The sequence below is a fragment of the Curtobacterium sp. MCBD17_040 genome (assembly GCF_003234805.2).
Taxonomy (GTDB): domain Bacteria; phylum Actinomycetota; class Actinomycetes; order Actinomycetales; family Microbacteriaceae; genus Curtobacterium.
On the sequence record NZ_CP126273.1, the window covers coordinates 1,560,623 to 1,584,080 of the forward strand.

Genomic DNA, 23,458 nt, shown 5'->3' on the forward strand with positions numbered 1-23,458 from the left:
CGGTGACCACGACGACACCGCCCACGCTCGCCAACTTCCGTGAGGTCGGCGGACCCGGGTTCCAGGCGGGGCGGACCCGCACCGTCTACCGCTCGAACACCGAGGACGTGCCGGCCACCGCCTACCCCGTCGTGCTCGAGACGGTCGTGGACCTGCGCCGCGGCGACGAGGTCGCCGCGCTCGCGCACCCGCTCCGCGCGGCCGCGGGCTACCGGAACGTACCGCTGTTCGACCCCGCGGCCGGTGAGGAATCGGCCCCCGACGCCCTCGAGCTCCGCGACCAGTACGTGGACTGGCTCGTGCGGCACCGAGCGACGATGCTCCTCGTGTTCCGCGCCCTGGCCGAGACCGAGGGCGACGTGCTGGTCTGTTGCTCCGCGGGCAAGGACCGCACCGGCGTCGTCAGCGCGTTGCTCGCCCGGCTCTGGGGGGCGGACCTCGACCGCATCGGCGCGGACTACGCCGCGACCGGGGCGGCGCTGGCGGACCGTTTCGCCCGCGAACGCGCCGAGGCTGCCGACGCCGAGCACTTCGACCGCAACGTCCGATCGGAGGCCGCCACGGCCGTCGCGGTCGTCGAGCACGTGGAGGAGCAGTTCCTGTCCGTCCGCGGCTACCTGCGCTGGCTCGGGCTGAGCGACCGCGAGGTCGACCGGCTCTGACCTCGGGTCCCGGTCCCCGGCCCCCGGCCCGGGGACCGCGAGATCGCGCACGATGCCGCCCTGTCGTGTGTCAGAGCGGCATCTCGTGCGACCTCGATCGTCCCGTGACCCGGGACCCCGGTCCCGGGATCACGGGGTCCGGGGTCCCGGGGTCAGGGCATCACGGCAGGTCGGCGCCGTCCGCGCGGTCGCCGCCCGGTGCCTCCTGGTCGTCCTGCTGGGTGCCCGAGGACGCGTCGCCGGCCGCATCGGCCGCGCCGACCATCGCGTCGCCGCCGCGCGCGTCGTCACCGAGTGCGGCCAGGGCGCTCTGCTCCTGCTCGCCCCGGTCCTCCCGGTCGAGGCCGGACGAGCCGTCCTCGGCGCGACCCATCTGCTCCGGGTGCTGGTCGATGTGCCGGTCGCCCGACTCGGATGCCTCGTGCTGCAGGCTCGCACCCACGCTCGCGGCACCCTCGTTCATCCCGCCGTGGTCGTTCACCATGTCGTCGTCCTCTCCGTGGTCCAGGCCACGTGCCGTGTGTCCGCTGTGGCCGTGATCACCAGGCGTAGTCCTCCGGGGACGTCTTGTGCCCCGGGAAGATCTCGTCGAGGCGGTCGAGCGCTGCCTGGTCGAGGTGGATGTCCACGGATGCGACCGCCGACTCGAGCTGCTGCATCGTCCGCGGGCCGGTGATCGGCGCGGTCACGCCCGGCTGGTGGAGCAGCCACGCGAGCGCGAGCTCGCCCGGCGCGTGGCCGATCTCCTTCGCGAACGCCTCGTACTGCTCGATCGCGGGTCGGTTCGCCTCGAGGGCCTCCTTCGCGCGACCCTCGAGCCGGCGCGAGCCCTCCTCGGTCTTCTCGATGACGCCACCGAGCAGACCGCCCTGGAGCGGCGACCAGGGGATCATCCCGAGGCCGTACGTGCGCGCGGCGGGCAGGGTCTCGCGCTCGACGTCGCGGACGAGCAGGTTGTAGATCGACTGCTCACTGACGAGGCCGACGAAGTTCCGGCGCGCGGCGGCCTCCTGCGCCTGGGCGATGTGCCACCCGGCGAAGTTGCTCGACCCGGCGTACAGGACCTTGCCCTGCTGGACGGCGACCTCCATCGCCTGCCAGATCTCCTCCCAGGGCGTCGCCCGGTCGATGTGGTGGAACTGGTACAGGTCGACGTGGTCCGTCTGCAGCCGGCGGAGCGAGTCGTCGAGCTGACGACGGATCGCCAGGGCCGAGAGCTTCGACTCGTTCGGCCAGTCGCCCATGTCGCCGTACAGCTTGGTCGCGATGACCGTGCGTTCGCGGCGGCCGCCGCCCTGCGCGAACCAGCGGCCGACGATCTGCTCGGTGACGCCCTCGCCCTTCTGCCAGCCGTACACGTTGGCGGTGTCGAAGAAGTTGACGCCGAGGTCGTGGGCGCGGTCCATGATCGCGAACGAGTCCTCCTCGCTCGTCTGTGGTCCGAAGTTCATGGTGCCGAGCACGGCGCGGGAGACGGACAGGCCGGTGCGTCCGAGGTGTGTGTATTCCATGCCTCCGGGTCTACGCCTCCCGCTGAGCGCGGGTCCAGGAGCAGCGGACCAGCCTGGGTGCCGTGCGTCCGCCACGCATCACCAACGGACGCCGACGGAGCAACGACAGGAGAGGACCACATGAGCGACCAGCAGCAGCCCCCGCAGCAGCAGGACACCCCCGGCAGTGAAGCCGAGCTCGGCCCCAAGGCGGACCACGGCGAGCAGTCGTACAAGGGCTCAGGCAAGATGACCGGCAAGCGTGCCGTCATCACGGGCGGCGACAGCGGCATCGGCAAGGCCGTGGCCATCGCGTTCGCCCGCGAGGGTGCCGACGTGCTCATCAGCTACCTCCCGGACGAGGAGGAGGACGCCCAGGACACGAAGCACTGGATCGAGGACGCCGGCCGGAAGGCCGTCCTGTTCCCCGGTGACCTGTCCGACCCGGCGTACTGCCGCTCCGTGATCGCGACGGCGGTCGAGGAGTTCGGCGGGCTCGACGTACTCGTCAACAACGCCGCGTTCCAGATGACGCACGAGACGCTCGAGGAGATCCCCGACGAGGAGTGGGACCACACCATCGCCACGAACCTCAGCGCCTACTTCCACCTCGCGAAGGCCGCCCTGCCGCACATGGAGGCGGGCGCGTCGATCATCGGCACGAGCTCGGTCAACTCGGACAACCCCGTGCCGACGCTCCTGCCCTACGACGTGACGAAGGCCGGCATCGCGAACTTCTCGGCTGCGCTCGCGCAGCTCGTCGGGTCGCGCGGCATCCGCGTGAACAGCGTCGCGCCCGGGCCGATCTGGACGCCGCTCATCCCGTCGACGATGCCCGAGGAGCAGGTCGAGTCGTTCGGGTCGCAGGCGCCGCTCGGTCGCGCCGGCCAGCCCGCGGAACTCGCCCCGGTGTACGTGCTCCTCGCCAGTGACGACGGCAGCTACGTGTCCGGTGCCCGCATCGCCGTCACCGGCGGCACGCCGATCCTCTGATCCGCGACCACGGGACGGACGGGAGGCGCGACATCGAAACCGGTGCCGCGCCTCCCGTCCGACACCCGGCCGTGTGGGGTACGACTGGACCAGCGAGAGGAGTGACCATGCCCGCGAAGGACGAGATCCCGAGCACCCTGCAGCGCTCGGATGAGCACGCGCAGGAGATCTACGCGAAGACGCTCGACTCGGCGAACGAGACCTACGGCCCCGGGGAGCGCGCCCACCGGACCGCGTTCGCCGCCGTCAAGCACGAGTACGAGAAGATCGGCGACCACTGGGAGCGCAAGGCGGAGAACGGTCCGTCCGACTCCGGTGCGGCCGGGAGTCGTGACGACGGTGAGACCCAGCAGGGCGTCGACGCGAACGCGTCCAAGCAGCACCTCATGGACGTGGCGAAGCGGCTCGACGTCAGCGGGCGATCGTCGATGACCAAGGACGAACTCGTCGACGCGATCAAGAAGGCCAACGCGAAGGCGACGCGCGACGCCCGCTCGTGAACGTGCACGAGGGCCCCAAGACGGGGTCGGGTTCGTTGTCGTGCGCACTGCACGGTCGCCGGGCGCGCGTCGACTAGCGTCGATCCGGTGAACGACGCGAACACGCCCGGCAGCCGCATCATCGGCCTCGGGCACCACCAGCCCGCCCGGATCATGACGAACGACGACCTCGCGGCGATCGTCGACACGAACGACGAGTGGATCCGGACCCGAACCGGGATCCGCACGCGGCACATCGCGTCCGAGGCCGACACCGTCACGAGCATGGCGATCGAGGCCGGCCGTGCCGCCATCGCCGACGCGGGCATCGACCCCGCCGAGATCGACCAGGTGTTCGTCGCGTCGACCTCCGCCACCGACCGCGCGCCGTACACCGCCGGACGCGTCGCCGTCGCGCTCGGGCTCACTGCCGGCCCGGCGCCCATCGACATCAACACCGCCTGCTCCGGCTTCGAGTACGCGCTCGCCCTCGCCGACCAGTCCATCCGGCTCGGCAGCGCCACGACCTCGCTCGTGATCGCGTCCGAGAAGATCTCCGGCCTCGTCGACTGGACCGACCGGTCGACGTGCGTCCTCATCGGCGACGCAGCCGGAGCCGCCGTCGTCCAACGCAGCGACACCGCGGAGATCGGCCCGGTGTCCTGGGGGAGCGTCCCGCACCTGCTCGAGGCCGTGCTCGTCGACGGGGACCCGCAACGGTTCTCGCAGGAAGGCCGCTCGATCTACCGCTGGGCGATCACCGAGGCGGAGGGGCACGCGCGGCGCGTCGTCGAGAAGGCCGGGATGACGATGGAGGAGATCCAGGTGCTCGCGTTCCACCAGGCGAACCTCCGGATCATCGAGCCGCTCGCCAAGGCGCTCGGGGGCGACACGAAGTTCGTGATCACCGACGTGCAGGAGTCCGGGAACACCTCGGCCGCGAGCGTGCCGCTCGGGTTGTCGAAGGCGTGGGCGGCCGGGGAACTGCCCGAGGGCGTGCCCGCGCTGCTGTTCGGGTTCGGCGGGGGCTTCGCGCACGCCGGACAGGTCGTCCGGACGCCGGTCCGGCGGGGCTGAGTCCACCGTCGGTGCGGCCGTGACGCGCCCGGCCCGCTCGCTACGACGCGGGCGTGTCCGTGCCCGTGTCCGGGTCGGCCCAGAGGTCGTCCGTGTCGGCCGGACGACGCCAGGGCAGGGCGCGCTGCCGGCGCCGCGCGGTCCCGGCCTCGACGCCCGGGGCGACGTCGCGCCCGCGTCGAGCCCGCTCGGGGCGCGGCGACACCGGGAGCGGGAAGTGTGCCGGCGGCGGGCCGAACGCCGTCCGCGAGCCGTCGATCACCTTGCGGCCGAGCGCGTGGTTCCCGACGCCGCCGATGACAGCGCCGATCCCGAACGGCACCGCGCGGCCGAGCACGCTCGCCCCCTGCCGCGCCAGGAAGCGCTTGACGAACGAGTCACGGAGCCGCCCGCCGATGCCGCTGACGACCGAGCGGGGCAGGCTCGACGTGACGAGTTCGCCCCAGAACGCCGTCCGCGTCGGGCCACCCCCGGCCTGGGCCGCGAGCTGCTTGACGAGCGAGGTACCGGGCGCGCCGAGGATCATCGCCATCACGAGGGTCCGCGCTCGTTCGGGGTCGGTCACCGCGATGCCGTGCACCTCGGTGACCGACTGGGCGAACAGGGCGCTCGCCTCGAGGAACGCCGCCGTCTCCGCGCCCGTGAGGCCGAGGCTCGTCGCGAACCCGACCCCGGGGATCACCGCGCTCGCTCCGACCGCGGCGCCGCCCGTCGACACGGCGGTGAGGTACTGGCGCTCGAGGATCGCGATGACCTCGGCCGGTGTGGCGTCCGGGCGGCGCCGACGGATCCGGTCGACGTGTGCGACCACCACCGGGCGTTGCACGCTGAGCACGCGGTCGAGCGTCGCCGACCAGCGAGTGGACGCCAGGCCGCTCGGGCCGGGTACGTCGGTCTGCGCCTCGACCGAGGTGTTGTCGGTCGGGACCGTGACGGGAAGGGGGACGATGGCGTTTCGATCGCCCGGGGTGCCTCGTTTGGCCATTCGTGCACCCTACGCTCGGCGGTTTCGCGGGTGCCGGGGCCGGTGCGTTCCGCCCGCCCTGCCTGCGCGCTCCTTCCGCTTCAGACTGCGCGTCGGGGCGGCGATGGGGCGTAGGGGTAAGCCCGCGCGGGGGAGCGTCGGCAGCTCGGCCCGCGGGCGGCGTCGGCGTCGTGGACGCGTGCTGGCGGCGTGGACGCCGGTCGTGCGCTCCGGGGATCCGTGAACGGGGCCCGCACCGACCGTGCGCGCCCGGCGGTTGCCGGTCGGGCGGGGACGAGGTGGGCCTCCCGGTCGGTGGCGGCACCGGCGGCTGTCGGCGGCGCGACCAGAGCGGGCGTGACGAGTCGACGGCATGCAGTGATGCTCGTGGAGCAGGGGCGCGCCCACGCACCGGGAGCACTGGACTGGGGACGGGCCTCCTGGTGGATCACCTGGGGAGGAGTGTCGTCACCGTCGGAAGCGAGTGGTGCGTCACCTGGTGACGGTCCCGCCGTCGTCCGTCATCGGCGATGTCGTCGTATGCGCGGGAACCAGATCACGCGTCTTCGGCGACGTCGTGCGTGTCGGACGACCGCTGACCTGTCGGGAAACCAGCGGGAGCGGCGGGGCGGCGTCAGCGGCGCGCGAGCACCGCTCGGAGGGGGTGGTCCTGCCCCTCGAGGATGAGCTGCGCGCCGATGCCGGTGCGGGCGTTGACGATGACCGGCGCGAGCAGGTTCACCGTCGTGCCGCTCTCGGCGGGATTCGCGACGACGAGGAGCATCGCCTCGCCCGCGTCGCGGAGGTCGAGGAGCGCGGTCTGCTCCTCGGTGATGACGGGCGCGTAGTCGGGCAGGTGCACGGCGGCGTCGAGGACGAACAGGCGTGGGTCCTCGGTGCCGGCAGCGGTGGTGCCGTGCCCGGCGAGGGCGAAGAGCCCCTCGGCACCGGTGACCTCCTGCAGGGTGAACGACGTCAGGGGTTCGAGACCGAACGGTGGGACGGTGAACGTCAGCGGGATGTTCATGAGAGGTAGTCCATCAGGGTCGGCTGCAGCGTCTTCGCGGTGACGGCGAGGGCTGCCTGGTAGTTGGTCTGCTGGAGCTGCAGGTCGAGGATCGCCTTGGCGACGTCCTTGTCCTCGATCTGGGAGCGCTGTCCCTCGAGGTCGGTGGACTGGGACGCGAGCGTCGACTGCGCGGCGATGACCGAGGAGTGTCGGGTGCCGACGTCGCCCTGGACGCCACGGACGGCGGCGATGCGGCTGTCGACCTGACTGATCCGCGCGCTGACGTCGGCACCGGACTGCAGGTCGCTGCTGATGTCGTCGATGAGGCTGAACACCGAGTCACTCCCGGTCCCGAAGACGGCGCTGCCGTCGGTGTCGACGCGCACGGTCGTCCCCGACGCGATCCGGCGCTGCACGCCGACGTCGGTGCCGTCGGTCGACCCGTTGTAGGTGAAGTCGCTGCCGTACGCGGCGGACGCGTCCGTGTTGCCGGCGAAGACGGCCCGACCGCCGTACTGCGTGTTGGCGTCCTGGAGCAGGTCCTGCTTGAGTCCCTGGAGCTCGGTGACGATCGCGTTCCGGTCGGTGTCGTTCATGGTGCCGCTGTTGGATCCCTGCACGGTGAGGTCACGGACCTTGTTCATGACCGAGTACACGCTCGCGAGCGCGGAGTCGGTCGTGGCCAGCCACCCGGCGCCGTCGTCGGCGTTGCGGGAGTACTGCGCGTTCTGGGCCTGGGCGCTCCGCACGGTGATCGACTTGCCGGTACCGCTGGGGTCGTCCGACGGGACGGTGATGTTCTTCAGGCTCGACGCCTGGTCCTGCAGCTGCGCGAGCCGCGCGGCACCGGTCTGGAGACGCTGTTGCGCCGCCGCCATGGACATCTGGGTCGTGACACGAGTGAGCATGACGATCAGCTGATCCCGACGACGCCGACGTGGTTGATGAGGGTGTCGAGCATCTGGTCGACCGCGGTGAGCACGCGCGCGGCCCCCTGGTAGGCGTGCTGGTAGGTGAGCAGGTTCACGTTCTCCTCGTCGAGGTCGACGCCGGCCCCGGACTGCTGCTGCGTCTTGGCGCTCGTCGCGGCGAGTCCGGTGAGGGTGGTCTGGGTCGCGGCCGTCCTCGACGTCGTGCCGATGCCGGTGACGACGTCCGACCAGGTCCGGTCGGGGGCGTCCGCGGCGGAGCCGATCTGGCCGATGGTGTCCGCGATGCTGCCGCTGTACGAGCCGTCCGCGGTCCGGACGGCGATGCCGGCGGCGTCGGTCGGGACGACGGTGAGGCCCTGCGCGGCCGGGACACCGGCCGCGATCGCGAAGAAGTCCGTGCCGGTGGCACCCGCGGGGGTGTACCCGGTCTCGTGCACGGCGTTCACCTGCGTGGCGAGCGCGGTCGCGACACGGTCGTACCCCGCGGAGGCCTCGGCGAGGGCGCCCCCGGTGCCGTCGGCGTTCGCGGGCGCGAGGACGCTGAGCGTGCCGGCGATGCTGCCGCCGTCGAGTGTGACGGGCGAGCCGGACCCGCCGACCCACGACAGGGTCACCGGGGAGGCGGCGGCGCCGCGCAGCGTGTCGGAGCCGGTGACGGCCACGGCGTGGGCGGACGTGCCGTCGACGATCGCGTTCCCGCCGATGACCACGTCGACCGTGCCGTCGCCGTTGTCCCGCACCGTGGCGCCGGACAGGGACGCCATCTGTTCGGTGAGCACGTCGCGTTGGTCCATCAACTCGTTCGTCGAGCCGCCCCCCGCGGCGGTGGTGCGGATGCGGTCGTTGAGCGCCGCGACCTGGGTCGCCGCGGTGTTGAGCTGCCCGACCGCGTCGCCGACGTCGGACCGCGCGGAGGCCCACTGTGCGTCGATCGCCCGGGATCCGGTCCGCAGCGTGCTCGCCACCTGCGTGGCCGAGCTGAGCACGACGCCGCCGGACGCGGTGTCCCCGGGGTTGTTCTGGAGGTCCGACCAGGCCGACCACATCGTGTCCAGCTGGCTGGACAGTCCGTTCGCCCCGGGTTCGTTCAACGACGTCTCGAGGTCGGACAGTGCGGACGAGCGAGCCGACGCGTACCCGGAGGCGGACGCGGAGGCACGGACCTGGGTGTCGAGCGTCATGGTCGCGAGTCGGGCGATGCCGTCGACGGAGACGCCCTGGCCGGCGGTCGCGACCGTACCGGTGAGGAGCCCGGTCGCGGCGACCGGCGGGATGGACGTCTGCGTGATCCGCTGCCGGGTGTACCCGGTCGTCCCCGCGTTCGCGATGTTCTGACCCACGACGTCGAGTCCGGCACGGGCGGCGGAGAGCCCGGAGTAGGCGGTTGCGAGGGATCCGAAGGTGCTGACCATGACTACAGGCTCCCGTCGAAGAAGTGCGCTCCGGCGGCGCCGGCGTCGGCGGACCCGCGGCCGTCGTACGTCGCGACCTCGCCGACCGCACCGGCCAGGGTCTCCTGCGTGGCGCGCGCCGCCGCTCGGAGGAACCGCTCGTTCTCGTCCCGCAGCGCGGCGACCTGCGCGGTCAGCTCGATCATCGCGCGGAGGTGCGCAGCGAGGATCTCGCCCCACGGCCCCTCCGGCGCGGCGGCCGACACGATCTCGCGGAGGGGTGCGTCGGTCGGCGCGCCGAGCTGCTCGGCGACGGCGGCGCTCTCGACGCTGCGCTCGAGGCCGACGGCGCGCAGCCGCTCGAGGACCTGTTCGACCTCACGGCTCGCGTGGTCGACCCACCGCGAGCGTCCGGCGGTCAGGAGCAGCTGCTCCTCCTCGAGCTTGAAGGTGAGGAGCTCGAGGAGCTCGCGTTCCCGCCACAGCACGGCGGACAGTTCGTTCATGCCCAAGGTCTCCTCCCGGTGATCGGCTCGCTGCGTCGACGAGCACTATCGGTCCGCACGTCCACCGCCGTTAGGAGCGACGGTGGGAGCGGCCTGGGCGCGCTAGCCGAACCCCCGGAGGGGCACCAGTGGCACCGCGCCTCCACTTCGGGGGGACGGGAACCGCCTTGTCCCCCGAAATGCCGACCCAGGGCGCCCAGGAAACCCCCGGACTGGGGCCGGTGGAGGTCTCCTGTCCCCCTCAGCTCGTCGATAGGTTCATGACTGCACCGCGGGCGACCGCACCGATCATCGAGGGGGAGACACCGGATGGACCGCACGGCACGGAACGCACTCGTGGTGGAGAACCTCCCGCTGGTGGGGTACCTCGTCGCCGAGGTCTGCGCCCGTGCGACCCACCTGTCGCGCGACGACATGGCCTCCGTCGGTGCCCTGGCGCTCGTCACCGCCGCAGACGCGTACGACCCCTCGCTCGGGGTGCCGTTCGGTGCGTACGCCCGCACGCGCATCACCGGGGCGTTCGCCGACGACATGCGCGCCGGCGACTGGGCCAGCCGTGGGACGCGCAAGCGCATCAAGGAGACCCTCGCCGTGCAGGACACCCTGACGGCGCAGCTCGGACGCGCGGTGTCGGTCCAGGAGCTCGCGGACGCCATGGGGGTCGACCGCCAGTCCGCGGCGGACGCCCTCGCCGACGCGGGCCGGACGGTCACCACGATCGACGAGACCGTGCACGACTCGCTCGCGGCCGAGGTCCCGTTGCCCGGTGACGACCTCCTCGCCACCGAGCGCACCCGCTACCTCCGCGCCGCCGTCGCCGCTCTGCCGGAGCGCATGCGGTTCATCGTCGAGGCCGTGTACTTCGGGGACCGCACCGTCACCGAGGTCGCCGAGGAGCTCGGGATCACCCACTCGGCGGTGTCGCAGCAGCGGTCCGAGGCGATGCGCCTGCTCCACGACGGCCTGACCGCCCACTACGGCGACAGCGACGACGTCGTCGTCGAGCCGCGCTCCCGCACGACGGCCGCGCGACGCAGCGCCTACCTCGCACGGGTCGCCTCGAACGCGGCGGTCGGCATGGCCCGCGCCGTGATCGAGCCCCTCGCCGGAACTGCCGCCGCGGCGAGCTGAGAACGTCGGGAGCACGGCACCGCGGAAATCGGTCCGCACCGTCTCCTAACGGCTCCGGCCGCACGGCCGAGAGTCCTCGATGCCAGCCCATGGACGGGCCGGCGCACCACACCCACATTTCACGGAGGAAATCACCATGGGTATGTCCATCAACACCAACCTCTCGGCACTCGACACGTACCGGAACCTCAACGCGACCCAGAACGACCTGTCGAACTCGCTCGAGAAGCTCTCGAGCGGTCTGCGGATCAACAAGGCCGCCGACGACGCCGCCGGTCTGTCGATCTCCGAGGGCCTGAAGTCGCAGGTCGGTGGCCTCACGGTCGCGGCCCGCAACGCCCAGGACGGCATCTCCGTCGTGCAGACCGCTGAAGGTGGCCTCACCGAGGTCCACTCGATCCTCCAGCGCATGCGTGACCTCGCCGTGCAGGCCGGCAACGACTCGAACAACGCCGACTCGCGCACCGCGATCACGACCGAGGTCTCGTCGCTCCAGTCGGAGCTCAGCCGCATCGCCTCGTCCACGAACTTCAACGGCACGTCGCTGCTCAACAGCAACAGCACGCTGAAGTTCCAGGTCGGCGCGAACGGTGACGCCAACAGCCAGATCTCGGTCGACCTGTCCGGCGCCAACGTGAACAAGGTCGTCGACGCGCTCGGCGCGACGCAGTCCGACGGCACCGCGTTCACGATCAAGAGCGGCACGAACATCAACACCGCCTTCCAGGGCAAGTCGCTCTCGTTCGAGGCTGGCAAGGGCACCTCGTCGGACCTCAAGGTCACGACGGGCACCCTCACGGGCTCGAACGCCGACGGCACGTTCACGTCGGTCGACGATCTCGTGTCCTCGCTGAACGGTGACGCCACGTTCTCGAAGAACTTCACCGCCACCGCGGTGAAGGACGTGAACGGCGCGACCACCGGCTTCAACGTCCGCGCGAACGACGGCAGTGCGGTCGACACCGTCAGCCCGCTCGGGACGGCGGACACCACCGGCACCCTGACGGGCGCCGCCGGTTCGTCCACGACGGGCCTGCAGTTCGACACCGCGGACCACGCCCAGGCGGCGATCCGTGCCATCGACGCGCAGATCACGGCCGTGTCGACCGCCCGCTCGAACCTCGGTGCCGTCCAGAACCGCTTCGATCACGCCATCAACGTGACGAACGTGGCGAAGGAGAACCTCACCGCGGCGCAGTCGCGGATCACCGACGTCGACATGGCGGAGGAGATGGTCAACTACACGCGCGACAACATCCTGAGCCAGGCCGGCACGGCGATGCTCGCGCAGGCGAACCAGAGCACGCAGGGCGTCCTCTCGCTGCTCAAGTAACACCCCTGGCGGCCGCCGCCGTACGGATCCGTTCGGGTGATCCGTGCGGCGGCGTCGCTGCCGTCGAACGACCGGAAGGAGCCCCACGGTGTCCACCACCTCCGCCTTGACGACCACCTCGACGTCGGCATCGGGCACGCTCGGCATCGACGGCCTCGCCAGTGGCCTCGACACCACGAGCATCATCAACTCGCTCATGTCGATCGAGCAGCTGCCGCAGTCGCTGCTCCAGGACAAGGTCACGTCGACGAGCGCGTTCATCTCGTCGCTGCAGACGATCAACGGCCTGTTCGCGACGATGGCGACGAAGGCCACGGCCGCCGCCACGAGCACCTCCCTCAACCTCCTCACCGCGTCGAGCTCGTCCTCCGCGGTCACCGCGAGCGTGTCGAGCACCGCGGCCGCCGGGAGCGTCAGCTTCACGGTCGGGAGCACCGCCGCAGCGCAGGTCGGTGTCACCGCCGCGATGACGACGTGGTCGAGCAGCGCGCCGACGCTCACACTCGTCTCCGCGAGCGGTGCGAAGACCGAGATCAGCCCCGCCTCCGGCTCGCTCGACGACGTCGTCAGCGCGATCAACAAGGCAGGCGCCGGCGTCACCGCGACGAAGGTCGCCGCGGGCACGACGGCCGACGGCACGAAGCAGTACCGGCTCCAGCTCACCGCGACGGCCTCGGGGTCGGCGGGCGCGTTCACCCTCTACCGCGGCTCGGGCAGCGACGTCGACGCGGGGACCGCGACGAACGTCCTCACCGAGTCCGGTGCCGCCGTCGTGCAGCAGGCGTCCGACGCCTCGGTCACGCTGTGGGCGGGCACCGCGGCCGCGCAGACGATCACGAGCTCGACGAACACGTTCACCGACCTCGTGCCCGGACTCACCGTGAACGTGTCGGCGGTGTCCGCGGCGCCGGTCACGGTCACCGTCGCCCAGGACACGACGAAGGCCACCGCCGTCGCGTCCGGCCTGGTCGACGCGCTCAACGCGATCACGAGCTACTACTCCTCGAACACGAGCGTGTCGACGTCGACGAGCGCCACCGACGGCTCGCAGTCCACGACCGCGGGCGTGCTCCTCGGCGACGCGACGACGCGGGACGCCGTGCAGCAGATCACGAGCGCGATGTCGACACCGGTGAACGGGCAGTCCCCGTCCTCGATCGGCATCGAGATCACGAAGGACGGCGACTTCACCTTCGACTCCGACGCGTTCCAGGCCGCGCTCGCGACGGACCCCGCCGGCACGCAGAAGATCCTCTCGGGCCTGGCGCAGAACGTCGCGAACGTCGCGAACGGTGCGTCCGACAAGTACAGCGGTTCGATCACGACCGCGATCACGGGGCAGCAGTCCGTGGTCACGGACCTCAACCAGCAGATCAGCGACTGGGACACGCGGCTCGCGGACCGCCGTGCGACGCTGCAGGAGGAGTACACGAACCTCGAGACGAACCTGTCCACCCTGAAGTCGCAGTCGACCTGGCTCACGAGCCAGATCTCGTCGCTGCCCTCGTACTCGTCGTCGAGCAAGTGACCCGATGAACGCCTTCGACCTCGCCTCCGCCGCCGCGTTCCGTCGCGCCGCCGCCGAGGGCACCGCCGCTGACGACCGTCGCCGCGCGCAGTACGCGACCCAGTCGGTGCTGTCCGCGACCCCGGCCCAGCTCGTCACGATGCTCTACGACCGGCTGCTCCTCGACCTGCACCGCGCCGAGCAGGCGCAGACCACCGCCGACTGGTCGACCGCTCGGGAGCAGCTCATGCACGCGCAGGCGATCGTGGGGGAGCTGTCCACGTCGCTCCGCATCGACGTGTGGGACGGCGGGGAGGGGCTGCTCGCCATCTACAACTACGCGTCGACCGCGCTGATCACCGCGAACGTGCACCACGACGTCGACGCGACACGGCAGTGCATCCGTCTGCTCGAGCCGCTCCGTGCCGCGTGGCACGACGCCGCCGCGGCGTTGCCCGCGTCGGCGACGGCGACCGGGACCGGGGGAGCACTCGGTGTCGCCTGAGTGGTCGACGCCCGGCGAGCAGTCCGGTCAGGATCGCGGCGACGCAGTGACCGTGGACGCGCACTCGGCGTGGCACCGCGTCCTCACCGACCTCGAGGTCGCGGTCGCCCGCGCCGACGCCGTCGGCGTCGCGGTCCCGGCGTGGACCCCGCCGACCGGACTGGGACGGATCCCGCGCGAGCTCGTGGGTCGGGCCTCCCGGCTGCTCGCAGCGCAGCGGGACGCCGTCGCGCGCGTCGACGCGGCCAGGAGGGACGTCGCCGCGCATCTGGGCGCGCTGCGGTCCGTCGCGTCGTCGCGGGCGCCGGAACCGGCTCGGTACCTCGACGTCACGGGCTGACCGACCCCCGTTCGGGGCGACCGCTTACGTGGCCCGGGCGGTGCGCCGATAGCCCCTCTCGAGCACGGATCGCTCGTCCTCGGCCACGGATCGGCCTCCGCCACCGGCGACCCCTCGTGGTCGCCGTCCTCGTGGAACGGCTGGTCATGCTCGACTCCGTGTCGACCTCGGCGCTGCAGAGCGCGCTCGACGGTCTCTCGCTCCGGCAGAAGGTGATCGCGAACAACGTCGCGAACATCAACACGCCGAACTACCACGCCGAGAAGGTGCAGTTCGAGGACGCGCTCGCCCAGTCCGTCGCGGACGGGAACGGCAGCACGACGCCGACCATCGCGCGGAGCCTCGAGCCGACGAACACGAACGGCAACAACGTCGACCTCGACGAGGAGACGCTGTCGAACGTCGACACGACCCTGCGGTACCAGTTCGCGTCACAGGCGATGAACGCGGAGCTCACGGCGGTCCGCGCGGCGATGCGGACCGACTCGTGACCACGTTCGACGCGATCGGCATCGCGAGCACCGGCCTCACGGTGCACCGGAAGTGGCTCGACGCGATCTCGGACAACATCGCGAACGTCAACACGGTCAAGTCCATGGACGACTCGGCGTTCCAGGCCCGGTACGTCGAGGTCCAGGAGGGCGACGGCGTCTCCGGCGCCTACGTGGAGGGCGCGGCGTTCGGCAGTGCCGCCGGCCGCGTGACCTACGACCCGGACAACCCGCTCGCGAACAAGGAGGGGTACGTCCGGATGCCGGACATCGACCTCGGGACGCAGATGGCGGACCTCATCATGGCCCAGCGCGGCTACCAGGCGAACGCCGCCGTGGTCGACCGTGCCAAGACCGCCTACGAGGCGGCACTCCAGATCGGGAAGAACTGATGCCCATCGACGCCGTCAACGGGGTCACCACGAACGCGCTCTCCGGCGTGTTCGGCACCTCGCAGGCCACCACGCCCGCCACCACCGCCGAGCCCACGACCGGCGCCGACGGGTCGTTCGCCACGAGTCTCGGCAACGCGGTGGACGGCCTCCAGTCGCTCGAGAGCCAATCGAACACGCTCGCCGTCAAGGCCGTGACCGGGAACCTCGACGACATCCACGACGCGACCATCGCCGCCACCCGCGCGCAGGTGACGCTCGAACTCGTCTCCGCCGTGCGGAACAAGGGCGTCGACGCCTTCAACGAGATCATGAGGATGCAGGCCTGATGCCGCTCGCACTCCGCAACGCGTTCGCGCGGCTCGGCGCGACCCTCAAGGGGTTCAGTGTCGCGCAGCGCACCATCGCGGTCATCGGGATCGCGGCCGTCGTGCTCGGCGCGATCGCCCTGACGAGCTGGCTCTCGAAGCCCTCGTACGCGCCGCTGTTCACCGGCCTCGCCGCCACCGACGCGAGCTCGATCACCGACCAGCTGACGACGGACAACGTGCCGTACCAGCTCACCGACGGCGGGGCGACCATCCTCGTGCCCCAGGGCGACGTGTACCAGGAACGCCTCAAGGCGGCCTCGAACGGACTGCCGTCGTCGAACGAGGGTGGGTACGCACTGCTCGACAAGATGGGCGTCACGGCGTCGGAGTTCCAGCAGAACGTCACCTACAAGCGCGCGATCGAGGGCGAGCTCGCCAAGACGATCAGCGCCATGGACGGCGTGCAGACGGCGTCCGTGCAGCTCGCGATCCCCGAGAAGAGCGTGTTCGTCTCGGAGACCAAGGACCCGACCGCGTCGGTGTTCGTCGAGCCGAAGGCCGGCCAGACGCTGAGCACCGAGCAGGTCCAGGCGATCGTCCACCTGACGAGCGCCGCGGTCGAGGGCATGCAGCCGACCGACGTCTCGGTCGTCGACGCGAAGGGCGACGTGCTCTCGGCCGTCGGCACCGGCACCACCGGCGGGTCCGACGACCAGGCGAGCGACTACGACACCCGCGTCGGCCAGCAGGTCCAGGCACTGCTCGACAAGGTGGTCGGCGCCGGCAACTCCTCGGTCGTCGTCGCGGCGACCATGGACCCGAACTCCGGGACGCGCACCACCGAGTCGTTCGCCCAGCCCACGAGCGGCCCCGTCGCGCTCAACGAGTCCAGCTCGACCGAGAGCTACGACGGCTCCGGCGCCGGCGGATCCGGAGCGACCGGTGTCCTCGGCCCGGACAACATCGCCGTGCCGAGCGGCAGTTCGACGAGCGGCACGAGTGGATCGAGTGGGTCCAGCGGCTCGGGCAACGGTTACACGAACGAGTCGTCGACCAAGGACAACGCCGTCGACAAGACGACCGAGACCACCACGATCCCGGCCGGTGCGCTCAACCGGCAGACGATCTCGGTCGCGCTCAACAGCAAGGCCGCCAAGGGCGTCAACCTGCAGAGCATCGACGACCTCGTGGCCAACGCCGCCGGTGTCGACCAGACCCGCGGCGACCAGGTGAAGGTCGCGGTCGTCGACTTCAACAACGACGCGGCCAAGCAGGCCGCCGCCGCGCTCAAGGCCGCCGACGCCCAGGCCGCCGCGACCGCGATGTGGTCCACCATCCGCACCGCGGCCATCGTGGGCGGTGTCGTGCTCGCGATCGTCGCCGTGCTCGTCATGATGGCCCGCCGGGGTCGGCGCGCCGAACGCGAGGACGTCGACCTCGGCGAGCTCGACGCGTTCTCCGACGCGTACGAGCTGCCGATCGCGCTCGACGGTGCGGACCCGCGTGCGTCGCTCGCCGCGGCGGACGCACCGACCATCGCGCTGCCGACGCTCGGTGAGGCGCCCACCGGAGACGCCCCGACCGAGGTGCTCTCGAGCGAGGACGTCACGGCGGAGCGCCGGCGGGCGGACATCGCCGCCCTCGCCGAGCGTGATCCGGAGAAGACCGCCGACCTGCTCCGCGGGCTGCTCGACGACAGGACCTCGGTGTGAGCACGCCGCTGACGACCCCGAGCAGCGGGGCCCCGACGGCCGGGACGCAACAGCTCACCGGCGCGCAGAAGGTCGCGGTCATCCTCATGCAGATGGACACGGCCAGCGCCGCGAAGGTCATGAAGCAGTTCTCGGAGCTCGAAGCCGAGGAGATCACGGCCGAGATCGTCCGGATGCGCCGCGTCGACCAGACGGTGGCGGACCGCGCGATCGCCGAGTTCCACCGCATCAGCACGACCGGCCGGGTCACCCGCCGCGGGGGCAAGGACGCCGCGCTCGGACTGCTCGAGGCGTCGTTCGGCTCCGAGCGGGCCGCGGGTGTCATGGAACGCCTGGCGTCGACGATGGCCGGGGCGTCGTTCGAGTTCCTCGACGAGGCCGAGCCCGGGCAGGTCGTCACGCTGCTCGACGGCGAGCTGCCGCAGACGATCGCGCTCGTGCTCGCGCACCTCAGCGCCGGGCAGGCGTCCGCGGTGCTCGCCGGCATCGACGAGGCCGCGCGGACCGACGTCGCGCAGGCGTTCGCGACCATGGGCACGGCGACCCCGGAGGCCGTCGGGATCGTGGCCGCGACGCTCCGCGGTCGCGCCGGCGCCGTCGTCGCTCCCCGCGAGAGCGTCGAGGTCGTCGGCGGCATCGCGCCCCTCGTCGAGATCATCAACCGGTCGGACGTGTCGACCGAGCGGGCCCTGCTCGACAGCCTCGAGTCGCGCGACCCGGAGCTCGCCGAGGACATCCGGTCGCGCATGCTCACGTTCGCCGACATCGTCAAGCTCGAGGCGCGGGACATCCAGCAGGTGCTCCGCGGCATCGACTCGAAGGTGCTCGCGACGGCGATGAAGGGCGCGCAGCAGGCGGTCGTCGAGACCATCCGCGCGAACGTGTCCGAGCGCAACCGTGACCTGCTCGACGACGAGGTGCAGTCGATGGGGCCGGTCCGCATGTCGCAGGTCGAGGAAGCACGTGCCGAGGTGGTCCGTTCCATCCGCGAGCTCGAGGCCCAGGGCGTCATCACGGTGCACCGCGCCGAGGAGGACGACTTCGTTGAGTGACGTCGACACGAGCGCTGCCACGTTCACCCGGATCGCCTATCCCTCGATCGCGGCCCCGGCCGAGGAGCGTCGGAAGGCGCAGGCCGACGTGCGCGGTCACGCCGCGGGCTACGCGGCGGGCCTGCGCGCCGCCGAGGCCGAGGCGTCGGTGCGGCGGGCTGAGCTCGAGGCCGAGCACGTGGCCCGCACCGCAGCGCTCGAGGCGCGGACGGCCGCCGCCGTGGCCGCGCTCGAGACCGCGACGCGCGCGCTCGTGGCACGCGTGGTCCCGGTGCTGCACGAGGCCGAGGAGACCGTGGTCACCACCGCCGTGGAGCTCGCCGAAGCCGTCGTCGGACACGAGATCCGGGCCTCCCGGGCGATGCCCACCGACGGCCGGGAGGCGCAGCACCCGTCCGGCGCGCTCGCGACCGTCCGACGCGTGCTCGCGTCCCTCGACACCGACGTCGCGCTGGCGGTGCGCCTCAGCCCGGCGGACGCCGCCGCCGTCGCAGGGGCCGCTCTGCCGGTCCCCATCGTCGCGGACCCGGCGTTGCGCGACGGCGACGCCGTGGTCGACCTGCCCTCCGGGATCCTCGACGCGCGCATCACCACGGCGTTCGCCCGCGTGCGTGCCGCGCTCGACCTCGCGTCGGACGACGGGACCGCCTCGTGACCGTGGGAACGCCGCTGCGGATCCGTCCGGCGGCCCTCGACCGCGCCGTCGCGGCGGCCCGTCCGCAGCGGGTCGGCGTCGTCACGAGCGCCGTCGGACTCGGACTCACGATCGCGGGGCTCGACTGCGCGATCGGCGAGGTCGTCGCCGTCGGCCGGGACGGCGAACCACCGGTCGCCGTCGAGGTCGTGGCCACCGACGCGAGCGGCATCCGCTGCATGCCGCTCGGCCGACTCACCGGGGTGACCGCGGGCACCCCGGCACGGCCGACCGGGCGTCCCGTGCTCGTGCCCACCGGTACCGGTCTGTTCGGGCGTGTGCTCGACGGGCTCGGGCGGCCGATCGACGGTGCCGGGCCGCTCGACGCCGACGACCTGGTGCCCCTCGACCACGACACGCCCTCAGCCATGCACCGCGCACGGATCGCGACCCCGCTCCAGCTCGGCGTCCGCGTGCTCGACACCCTCACCACCGTCGGCCGAGGGCAGCGCCTGGGGCTGTTCGCCGGCTCGGGTGTCGGCAAGTCGTCCCTGCTGTCGATGATCGCGCGGGGGAGCGACGCGGCCGTGAGCGTCATCGCCCTCGTCGGTGAACGCGGTCGCGAGGTCCGGGAGTTCCTCGAGGACGACCTCGGGCCAGCCGGGCTCGCGCGTTCGGTCGTCGTCGTCGCCACCTCCGACGAGCCGGCGCTCATGCGGCTCCGGGCGGCGTTCCTGGCGACCCGCATCGCCGAGTCGTTCCGCGACGCCGGACAGGACGTCGTCCTCATGATGGACTCGCTCACCCGCGTCGCGATGGCCCAGCGCGAGATCGGCCTGTCCGTGGGCGAGCCGCCCGCGACCCGCGGGTACCCGCCGTCGACCTTCTCGCTCCTCGCAGGCCTGCTCGAGCGCGCCGGAACGGACCGCGTCGGCAGCGTCACCGGCCTGTACACGGTGCTCGTCGACGGCGACGACCACAACGAGCCGATCGCCGACGCGGCGCGGAGCATCCTCGACGGGCACGTCGTGCTCGACCGGCGCCTGGCGGTCACGGGACACTTCCCGTCCGTCGACCCACTCGGGTCGGTGTCCCGCGTCGCCGGCAAGGTGACGCCCGCGGACCGCCGCGCCCTCGCCACCACGCTCCGATCGGTCATGGCCGCGCGGAAGGCCGCCCAGGACCTGCTCGACGTCGGGGCCTACCAGCGGGGGAGCAACCCCCTCGTCGACGCCGCGGTGGACCACCAGGGCGCGATCGACGCGTTCCTCCGGCAGGGCATGGACGAGCGCGCCGAGGCCGAGGACTCCTGGCGCCGGCTCGCAGCCCTCGTCGCGCGGTTCGGGGGCGTCTGATGCCCCGCCGCTTCGCCCTCGCCGGACTGCTCCGCCTCCGGCACGCGCAACAGGACCAGGCCGCCGCCGAGCTGGCTGCCGCCAACGAGCGGCTCCGCGACGCCGCCGACGCACGGATGGCCGCCCGCCGCACGCTCGACGACCCGCAGGCCGAGGTCACCGACGCCGCGGTGCTCAGCGCGGTCGCCGCCGCCCGCGCCGCGACCCGCGGGATGCTCGAGGAGCTCGCGGGGGTCGAGGCCACCCGCCGTGCCGCCGCCGACCGGGCCCGCAGTGCCCACCACGACGCACGCCGTGCCGCGATCGGACTCGAGAAGCTCGAGCAACGGCACGCCGAGCGCGTCGCCGAGGAGGACCTGCGCGCCGAACAGCTCGTCCTCGACGAGATCGCCGCCCGCACGGCACGACCCACGCCGCCGGAGACCGAGCGTCCCGCGGCCCCGACCGACCCCACCGGAGGTGCCCGATGACCGTCGACGCGGTGTTCGCCCGGATCCAGGAGATCCAGTCCCAGATCGCCACCCTGCGCGGCGGTGTCGACGCGAGCGCGACCGCCACGAGTTCCACCGATGCCTCGACCGCGTTCGCGGACGCCCTGAGCGCCGCGAGCGACCCGACGACGGCGACCGGCGCCAGTGCCACCGCTGCTCCGGCCACCACCGACGCTGCCGCGCCGACGTCGACGGATGCCGAGGCCGGCACGCTGGCGACGGGGTCCGGGGCCACGGGAACCGAGGTCGTGGCGGACGCGGAGAAATACCTCGGCGTGCCGTACGTGTTCGGTGGCACCACCCGGTCCGGTATGGACTGCTCGGGACTCGTCCAGACGGTGTTCAAGGACCTCGGCGTCCACATGCCCCGCGTCGTGCCGGACCAGGCGAAGATGGGCGTCGCCGTGCCCTCGCTGGCCCAGGCGCAGCCCGGGGACCTCATCATCCCGAAGGGCGAGGGCCACGTCGTCATCTACGTCGGCAACGGGAAGGTGCTCCACGCGCCGCACCCCGGCAAGGACGTCCGCATCGTCGACAACTGGCTGAAGGACAGCGACATCGCGACGATCCGGCGCATCGTGCCGTCGACCGCCACGTCCTCGCCCCCGGCCCCGGCCGCCTCCGGCGCGTCCGCGGTCGCGTCCGCCCGGTCCCTCCTGGCGTCGCTGTCGTCCGCGACGGGAGCGGGCTCGAGCGCGTCATCGCTCGACGCGCTGGCGTCGCTCGGCGGGCTGTCCTCACTCGGCGGCCTGTCCTCGCTGTCCTCGCTCGGGGGCCTGTCGTCGCTCTCGTCGCTCGGCGGCACCGCGGGGACCTCGTCGGCCGACCTCCAGACAGCGGCGCTCATGTCGCTGCTCGGCGGCGGGAGCATCGCATGACCGTGCTCGCCACGCCCGCGGCACCGCCGCCCCCGTCGCCACGGTCCGGTACGGGACGTCCGACGTCGCCCACCGGCTCCGGGGACTTCGACGCGACCCTGGCCTCCGTCGCCACCGACAGCGATCGGGACGGCCGGTCCGACGACCGGCTGGACCAGGAGGCCGGCGTCCGACCCGATCACCGGCCCGCTCCGTCGACCGGGAGGCCCGGGAGCCGCCACGAGGACCGCGCCGCACGACCACGGGGTCGCCACGACGGCGCCGACCGCCATGCGGAACGAGCCCGGCCGGCATCGACGCCCGCGAACGGGGCGGACGCGGGCGACCAGTCCGGCGCTGACGTCGGGGACGGGCTCGTGGACGTCGCCGGTGCCGCGGCGCTCGCGAGCCTGGCTGCTGCCGTCACCGGGGCGTCCTCGACGGCCGCCGGTGCGCCCTCGGCCGTGGCCGACACCGGAACCACGTCCGGCTCGGTCGGCGCTGTCCCGACGGGCGCGGGTGCTGCGCTCGACGACCCCGGTGCCACGACCGCCACTGCCACCACCGTCGCCGGGGGCGCCGCGCCGACGGGCGTCGGTCTCGGCGCGGACACGACCACCGGCCGCCGCGCGGCGCTCGGGTCCGGTGCCTCCGGCCCGACACCCGCCGTGCCGGCGACGCTCACCCCGATGGGGGGACTGCCCGGGCTCGCCGCCGCCCCGGTGCCCGACGGCGTTCCCGGGAACACCTCGGCCGACGCGACGTCCGACCCGAGCGCGACCGCAGGCGTCCCCGGCACGCTCGCCGGAGGCACCACGGCCCCGGGTGGTGCCTCCGTCACGTCGACGTCGCCGGTCGGACTCGACACCGTCGGCCGCAGCCGGCTCGGCCGGAGTGCCACCGGCACCGGCACCGGCACCGGCGCCTCCCGGTCCGGCTCCGTCGAGACCAGGACCTCCGAAGCCACCACCGACGGGGTCGGCATCGCCGGGCGCGCCACCGACGCCTCGAGCACCGGAGCGAGCGTCACCGGACCCGCCACGACCGGCACCGCGACGAGCGGTACCGCGACGAGCGGCACCGCGACGAGCGGACCCCTGCCGAGCGCGGCGGCGGCCAGCGGGGCGATCACCGCTCCGCCGTCGACGGCGACCGAGCGACCGGCGGTCCGCATGGCCTCCGCGGACGCCGCACCGTCCCTCCCGACCCGCACCGCGGGACCGGCTCCGGCCGGTCCGGCGCGCACGACGACCGGACCCGCGGCCGTCGACCAGCGTGCGCCGGACGCGGCCCCGTCCCTCCCGTTCGCCGTACCCGCGGTGGCCCCGGGAGCCGGACCGGCCGGTCCCGCGGTGTCGGCGACCGCCGCAGCGCCGTCGCCGACCCCCGCGCCGTTGGCGCAGCAGCTCGCGCGACCGCTGTTCACGCTCGCGGCAGCACCACACGGCGAGCACGTCGTGACCGTCACGGTGAGCCCGGAGACGCTCGGATCGGTGACCGTCCGCGCGCACGTGTCCGCCGACGGGATGCGCGTCGAGCTGTTCGCCGCGTCGGACGCGGGCCGGGACGCGGTGCGGTCGATCATGCCCGAGCTCCGACGTGACCTCGGGCAGACCGGGGTGGCGACGACACTCGACCTCTCGGGGCAGAACCAGCCGTCGGACACGGGCGGCGGCGACCGGCGACCCTCGACCGCCCCGACGCCCGGGTCGGGCGGTCCGGTCGGGCCCACCGGCGCCACGGCGGCGTCCGCTGACGCCGCTGCGGCCGCCGGACGGACGGCCACCCCGACCACCGGGCTCGACGTCCTCGCCTGACGGCGCTGACGAGACCCGAACGACGAC

Annotated in this window: 26 protein-coding genes; 19 read left to right on the forward strand and 7 right to left on the reverse strand. The window is 72.7% G+C overall.

Annotated features, from left to right (window positions below):
* Positions 1-2: 2 nt before the first annotated feature.
* Positions 3-662: a tyrosine-protein phosphatase gene (locus DEI94_RS07330; protein WP_181441731.1), complete on the forward strand. Its 660-nt coding sequence runs from the start codon at positions 3-5 to the stop codon at positions 660-662.
* A gap of 160 nt (positions 663-822) precedes the next feature.
* Here the strand turns inward: DEI94_RS07330 and DEI94_RS07335 are convergent, their stop codons facing one another.
* Both DEI94_RS07335 and DEI94_RS07340 read right to left on the reverse strand, forming a co-directional pair.
* A complete protein-coding gene (locus tag DEI94_RS07335) occupies positions 823-1,146 on the reverse strand; it encodes a hypothetical protein (RefSeq protein WP_111026036.1) in 324 nt (107 codons plus the stop codon).
* A gap of 55 nt (positions 1,147-1,201) precedes the next feature.
* Positions 1,202-2,173 carry an aldo/keto reductase gene (locus DEI94_RS07340; RefSeq protein WP_111026037.1) on the reverse strand — a complete coding sequence of 324 codons (972 nt, stop codon included), beginning with the start codon at positions 2,171-2,173 and terminating at the stop codon, positions 1,202-1,204.
* 120 nt (positions 2,174-2,293) lie between these two features.
* On the opposite strand from DEI94_RS07340, the gene DEI94_RS07345 reads away from it, so the two are divergent.
* The 3 genes from DEI94_RS07345 to DEI94_RS07355 all read left to right on the forward strand — a co-directional run bounded on the left by DEI94_RS07345 (position 2,294) and on the right by DEI94_RS07355 (position 4,701).
* Positions 2,294-3,145, forward strand: coding sequence for an SDR family oxidoreductase (locus tag DEI94_RS07345; protein WP_111008819.1), 852 nt, complete (start codon positions 2,294-2,296; stop codon positions 3,143-3,145).
* Positions 3,146-3,252: 107 nt separating this feature from the next.
* Positions 3,253-3,645 carry a ChaB family protein gene (locus DEI94_RS07350; protein ID WP_111008820.1) on the forward strand — a complete coding sequence of 131 codons (393 nt, stop codon included), beginning with the start codon at positions 3,253-3,255 and terminating at the stop codon, positions 3,643-3,645.
* A 153-nt stretch (positions 3,646-3,798) separates the two neighbouring features.
* Positions 3,799-4,701: a beta-ketoacyl-ACP synthase 3 gene (locus DEI94_RS07355; RefSeq protein WP_502869675.1), complete on the forward strand. Its 903-nt coding sequence runs from the start codon at positions 3,799-3,801 to the stop codon at positions 4,699-4,701.
* Between the two features lie 40 nt (positions 4,702-4,741).
* On the opposite strand, the gene DEI94_RS07360 is transcribed toward DEI94_RS07355, so the two are convergent.
* The 5 genes from DEI94_RS07360 to DEI94_RS07380 all read right to left on the reverse strand — a co-directional run bounded on the left by DEI94_RS07360 (position 4,742) and on the right by DEI94_RS07380 (position 9,509).
* Positions 4,742-5,686 (reverse strand): hypothetical protein, encoded by a 945-nt coding sequence (locus DEI94_RS07360; RefSeq protein WP_181441732.1) that lies wholly within the window; start codon positions 5,684-5,686, stop codon positions 4,742-4,744.
* 613 nt (positions 5,687-6,299) lie between these two features.
* Positions 6,300-6,692: a flagellar assembly protein FliW gene (locus DEI94_RS07365; protein ID WP_111026039.1), complete on the reverse strand. Its 393-nt coding sequence runs from the start codon at positions 6,690-6,692 to the stop codon at positions 6,300-6,302.
* Positions 6,689-7,582, reverse strand: a complete 894-nt coding sequence (gene flgL, locus DEI94_RS07370) for a flagellar hook-associated protein FlgL (RefSeq protein WP_111026040.1) — start codon at positions 7,580-7,582, stop codon at positions 6,689-6,691. Before flgL ends, DEI94_RS07365 begins: the two co-directional genes overlap by 4 nt.
* A gap of 5 nt (positions 7,583-7,587) precedes the next feature.
* Positions 7,588-9,018: a flagellar hook-associated protein FlgK gene (flgK, locus tag DEI94_RS07375; protein WP_111026041.1), complete on the reverse strand. Its 1,431-nt coding sequence runs from the start codon at positions 9,016-9,018 to the stop codon at positions 7,588-7,590.
* Between the two features lie 2 nt (positions 9,019-9,020).
* On the reverse strand, positions 9,021-9,509 hold the full coding sequence (locus tag DEI94_RS07380; protein WP_111008825.1) for a flagellar protein FlgN: 489 nt from the start codon (positions 9,507-9,509) through the stop codon (positions 9,021-9,023).
* A gap of 303 nt (positions 9,510-9,812) precedes the next feature.
* On the opposite strand from DEI94_RS07380, the gene DEI94_RS07385 reads away from it, so the two are divergent.
* From DEI94_RS07385 to DEI94_RS07455, 15 genes are all read left to right on the forward strand, one after another.
* Complete coding sequence (locus DEI94_RS07385) at positions 9,813-10,634, forward strand: sigma-70 family RNA polymerase sigma factor (protein WP_111008826.1); 822 nt, start codon at positions 9,813-9,815, stop codon at positions 10,632-10,634.
* Positions 10,635-10,770: 136 nt separating this feature from the next.
* Entirely contained in the window at positions 10,771-11,967 is a 1,197-nt protein-coding gene (locus DEI94_RS07390) for a flagellin N-terminal helical domain-containing protein (protein ID WP_111008827.1), read from the forward strand.
* A gap of 88 nt (positions 11,968-12,055) precedes the next feature.
* Positions 12,056-13,495, forward strand: coding sequence for a flagellar filament capping protein FliD (gene fliD, locus DEI94_RS07395; protein WP_258368434.1), 1,440 nt, complete (start codon positions 12,056-12,058; stop codon positions 13,493-13,495).
* A 4-nt stretch (positions 13,496-13,499) separates the two neighbouring features.
* Positions 13,500-13,979 (forward strand): flagellar export chaperone FliS, encoded by a 480-nt coding sequence (gene fliS / locus DEI94_RS07400; RefSeq protein ID WP_111008828.1) that lies wholly within the window; start codon positions 13,500-13,502, stop codon positions 13,977-13,979.
* A 46-nt stretch (positions 13,980-14,025) separates the two neighbouring features.
* Positions 14,026-14,319 (forward strand): hypothetical protein, encoded by a 294-nt coding sequence (locus DEI94_RS07405; protein ID WP_111008829.1) that lies wholly within the window; start codon positions 14,026-14,028, stop codon positions 14,317-14,319.
* Positions 14,320-14,465: 146 nt separating this feature from the next.
* A complete protein-coding gene (locus DEI94_RS07410) occupies positions 14,466-14,810 on the forward strand; it encodes a flagellar basal body rod protein FlgB (RefSeq protein WP_111008963.1) in 345 nt (114 codons plus the stop codon).
* Complete coding sequence (locus DEI94_RS07415; protein WP_111008830.1) at positions 14,807-15,202, forward strand: flagellar basal body rod protein FlgC; 396 nt, start codon at positions 14,807-14,809, stop codon at positions 15,200-15,202. The genes DEI94_RS07410 and DEI94_RS07415 overlap by 4 nt, the downstream gene beginning before the upstream one ends.
* Positions 15,202-15,531: a flagellar hook-basal body complex protein FliE gene (gene fliE, locus DEI94_RS07420; RefSeq protein ID WP_111008831.1), complete on the forward strand. Its 330-nt coding sequence runs from the start codon at positions 15,202-15,204 to the stop codon at positions 15,529-15,531. Before DEI94_RS07415 ends, fliE begins: the two co-directional genes overlap by 1 nt.
* Positions 15,531-17,225, forward strand: a complete 1,695-nt coding sequence (gene fliF / locus DEI94_RS07425; RefSeq protein ID WP_111008832.1) for a flagellar basal-body MS-ring/collar protein FliF — start codon at positions 15,531-15,533, stop codon at positions 17,223-17,225. Before fliE ends, fliF begins: the two co-directional genes overlap by 1 nt.
* Complete coding sequence (fliG, locus tag DEI94_RS07430) at positions 17,222-18,277, forward strand: flagellar motor switch protein FliG (RefSeq protein ID WP_258368435.1); 1,056 nt, start codon at positions 17,222-17,224, stop codon at positions 18,275-18,277. Before fliF ends, fliG begins: the two co-directional genes overlap by 4 nt.
* A complete protein-coding gene (locus DEI94_RS07435; RefSeq protein ID WP_181441733.1) occupies positions 18,270-18,932 on the forward strand; it encodes a FliH/SctL family protein in 663 nt (220 codons plus the stop codon). The genes fliG and DEI94_RS07435 overlap by 8 nt, the downstream gene beginning before the upstream one ends.
* Positions 18,929-20,266, forward strand: coding sequence for a FliI/YscN family ATPase (locus DEI94_RS07440; RefSeq protein WP_502869673.1), 1,338 nt, complete (start codon positions 18,929-18,931; stop codon positions 20,264-20,266). The genes DEI94_RS07435 and DEI94_RS07440 overlap by 4 nt, the downstream gene beginning before the upstream one ends.
* The gene (locus tag DEI94_RS07445; RefSeq protein ID WP_111008835.1) at positions 20,266-20,736 is read left to right on the forward strand and encodes a flagellar FliJ family protein; all 471 of its coding nucleotides are present in this window, start codon (positions 20,266-20,268) and stop codon (positions 20,734-20,736) included. Before DEI94_RS07440 ends, DEI94_RS07445 begins: the two co-directional genes overlap by 1 nt.
* Positions 20,733-21,635: a C40 family peptidase gene (locus DEI94_RS07450; protein WP_111026043.1), complete on the forward strand. Its 903-nt coding sequence runs from the start codon at positions 20,733-20,735 to the stop codon at positions 21,633-21,635. Before DEI94_RS07445 ends, DEI94_RS07450 begins: the two co-directional genes overlap by 4 nt.
* On the forward strand, positions 21,632-23,431 hold the full coding sequence (locus DEI94_RS07455) for a flagellar hook-length control protein FliK (protein ID WP_111026044.1): 1,800 nt from the start codon (positions 21,632-21,634) through the stop codon (positions 23,429-23,431). The genes DEI94_RS07450 and DEI94_RS07455 overlap by 4 nt, the downstream gene beginning before the upstream one ends.
* Positions 23,432-23,458: the final 27 nt, after the last annotated feature.

What these genes read in the sequence shown, in the direction of transcription:
- DEI94_RS07340 (WP_111026037.1), bottom strand. Translation starts at nt 2,173, where the DNA reads ATGGAATACACACACCTCGGACGCACCGGCCTGTCCGTCTCCCGCGCC.
- DEI94_RS07450 (WP_111026043.1), top strand. Translation starts at nt 20,733, where the DNA reads ATGACCGTCGACGCGGTGTTCGCCCGGATCCAGGAGATCCAGTCCCAG.
- DEI94_RS07445 (WP_111008835.1), top strand. Translation starts at nt 20,266, where the DNA reads ATGCCCCGCCGCTTCGCCCTCGCCGGACTGCTCCGCCTCCGGCACGCG.
- DEI94_RS07385 (WP_111008826.1), top strand. Translation starts at nt 9,813, where the DNA reads ATGGACCGCACGGCACGGAACGCACTCGTGGTGGAGAACCTCCCGCTG.
- DEI94_RS07355 (WP_502869675.1), top strand. Translation starts at nt 3,799, where the DNA reads ATGACGAACGACGACCTCGCGGCGATCGTCGACACGAACGACGAGTGG.
- DEI94_RS07345 (WP_111008819.1), top strand. Translation starts at nt 2,294, where the DNA reads ATGAGCGACCAGCAGCAGCCCCCGCAGCAGCAGGACACCCCCGGCAGT.
- flgK (WP_111026041.1), bottom strand. Translation starts at nt 9,018, where the DNA reads ATGGTCAGCACCTTCGGATCCCTCGCAACCGCCTACTCCGGGCTCTCC.
- DEI94_RS07455 (WP_111026044.1), top strand. Translation starts at nt 21,632, where the DNA reads ATGACCGTGCTCGCCACGCCCGCGGCACCGCCGCCCCCGTCGCCACGG.
- DEI94_RS07365 (WP_111026039.1), bottom strand. Translation starts at nt 6,692, where the DNA reads ATGAACATCCCGCTGACGTTCACCGTCCCACCGTTCGGTCTCGAACCC.
- DEI94_RS07335 (WP_111026036.1), bottom strand. Translation starts at nt 1,146, where the DNA reads ATGGTGAACGACCACGGCGGGATGAACGAGGGTGCCGCGAGCGTGGGT.
- flgL (WP_111026040.1), bottom strand. Translation starts at nt 7,582, where the DNA reads ATGCTCACTCGTGTCACGACCCAGATGTCCATGGCGGCGGCGCAACAG.
- fliS (WP_111008828.1), top strand. Translation starts at nt 13,500, where the DNA reads ATGAACGCCTTCGACCTCGCCTCCGCCGCCGCGTTCCGTCGCGCCGCC.
- DEI94_RS07410 (WP_111008963.1), top strand. Translation starts at nt 14,466, where the DNA reads ATGCTCGACTCCGTGTCGACCTCGGCGCTGCAGAGCGCGCTCGACGGT.
- fliE (WP_111008831.1), top strand. Translation starts at nt 15,202, where the DNA reads ATGCCCATCGACGCCGTCAACGGGGTCACCACGAACGCGCTCTCCGGC.
- DEI94_RS07360 (WP_181441732.1), bottom strand. Translation starts at nt 5,686, where the DNA reads ATGGCCAAACGAGGCACCCCGGGCGATCGAAACGCCATCGTCCCCCTT.
- fliF (WP_111008832.1), top strand. Translation starts at nt 15,531, where the DNA reads ATGCCGCTCGCACTCCGCAACGCGTTCGCGCGGCTCGGCGCGACCCTC.
- DEI94_RS07350 (WP_111008820.1), top strand. Translation starts at nt 3,253, where the DNA reads ATGCCCGCGAAGGACGAGATCCCGAGCACCCTGCAGCGCTCGGATGAG.
- DEI94_RS07390 (WP_111008827.1), top strand. Translation starts at nt 10,771, where the DNA reads ATGGGTATGTCCATCAACACCAACCTCTCGGCACTCGACACGTACCGG.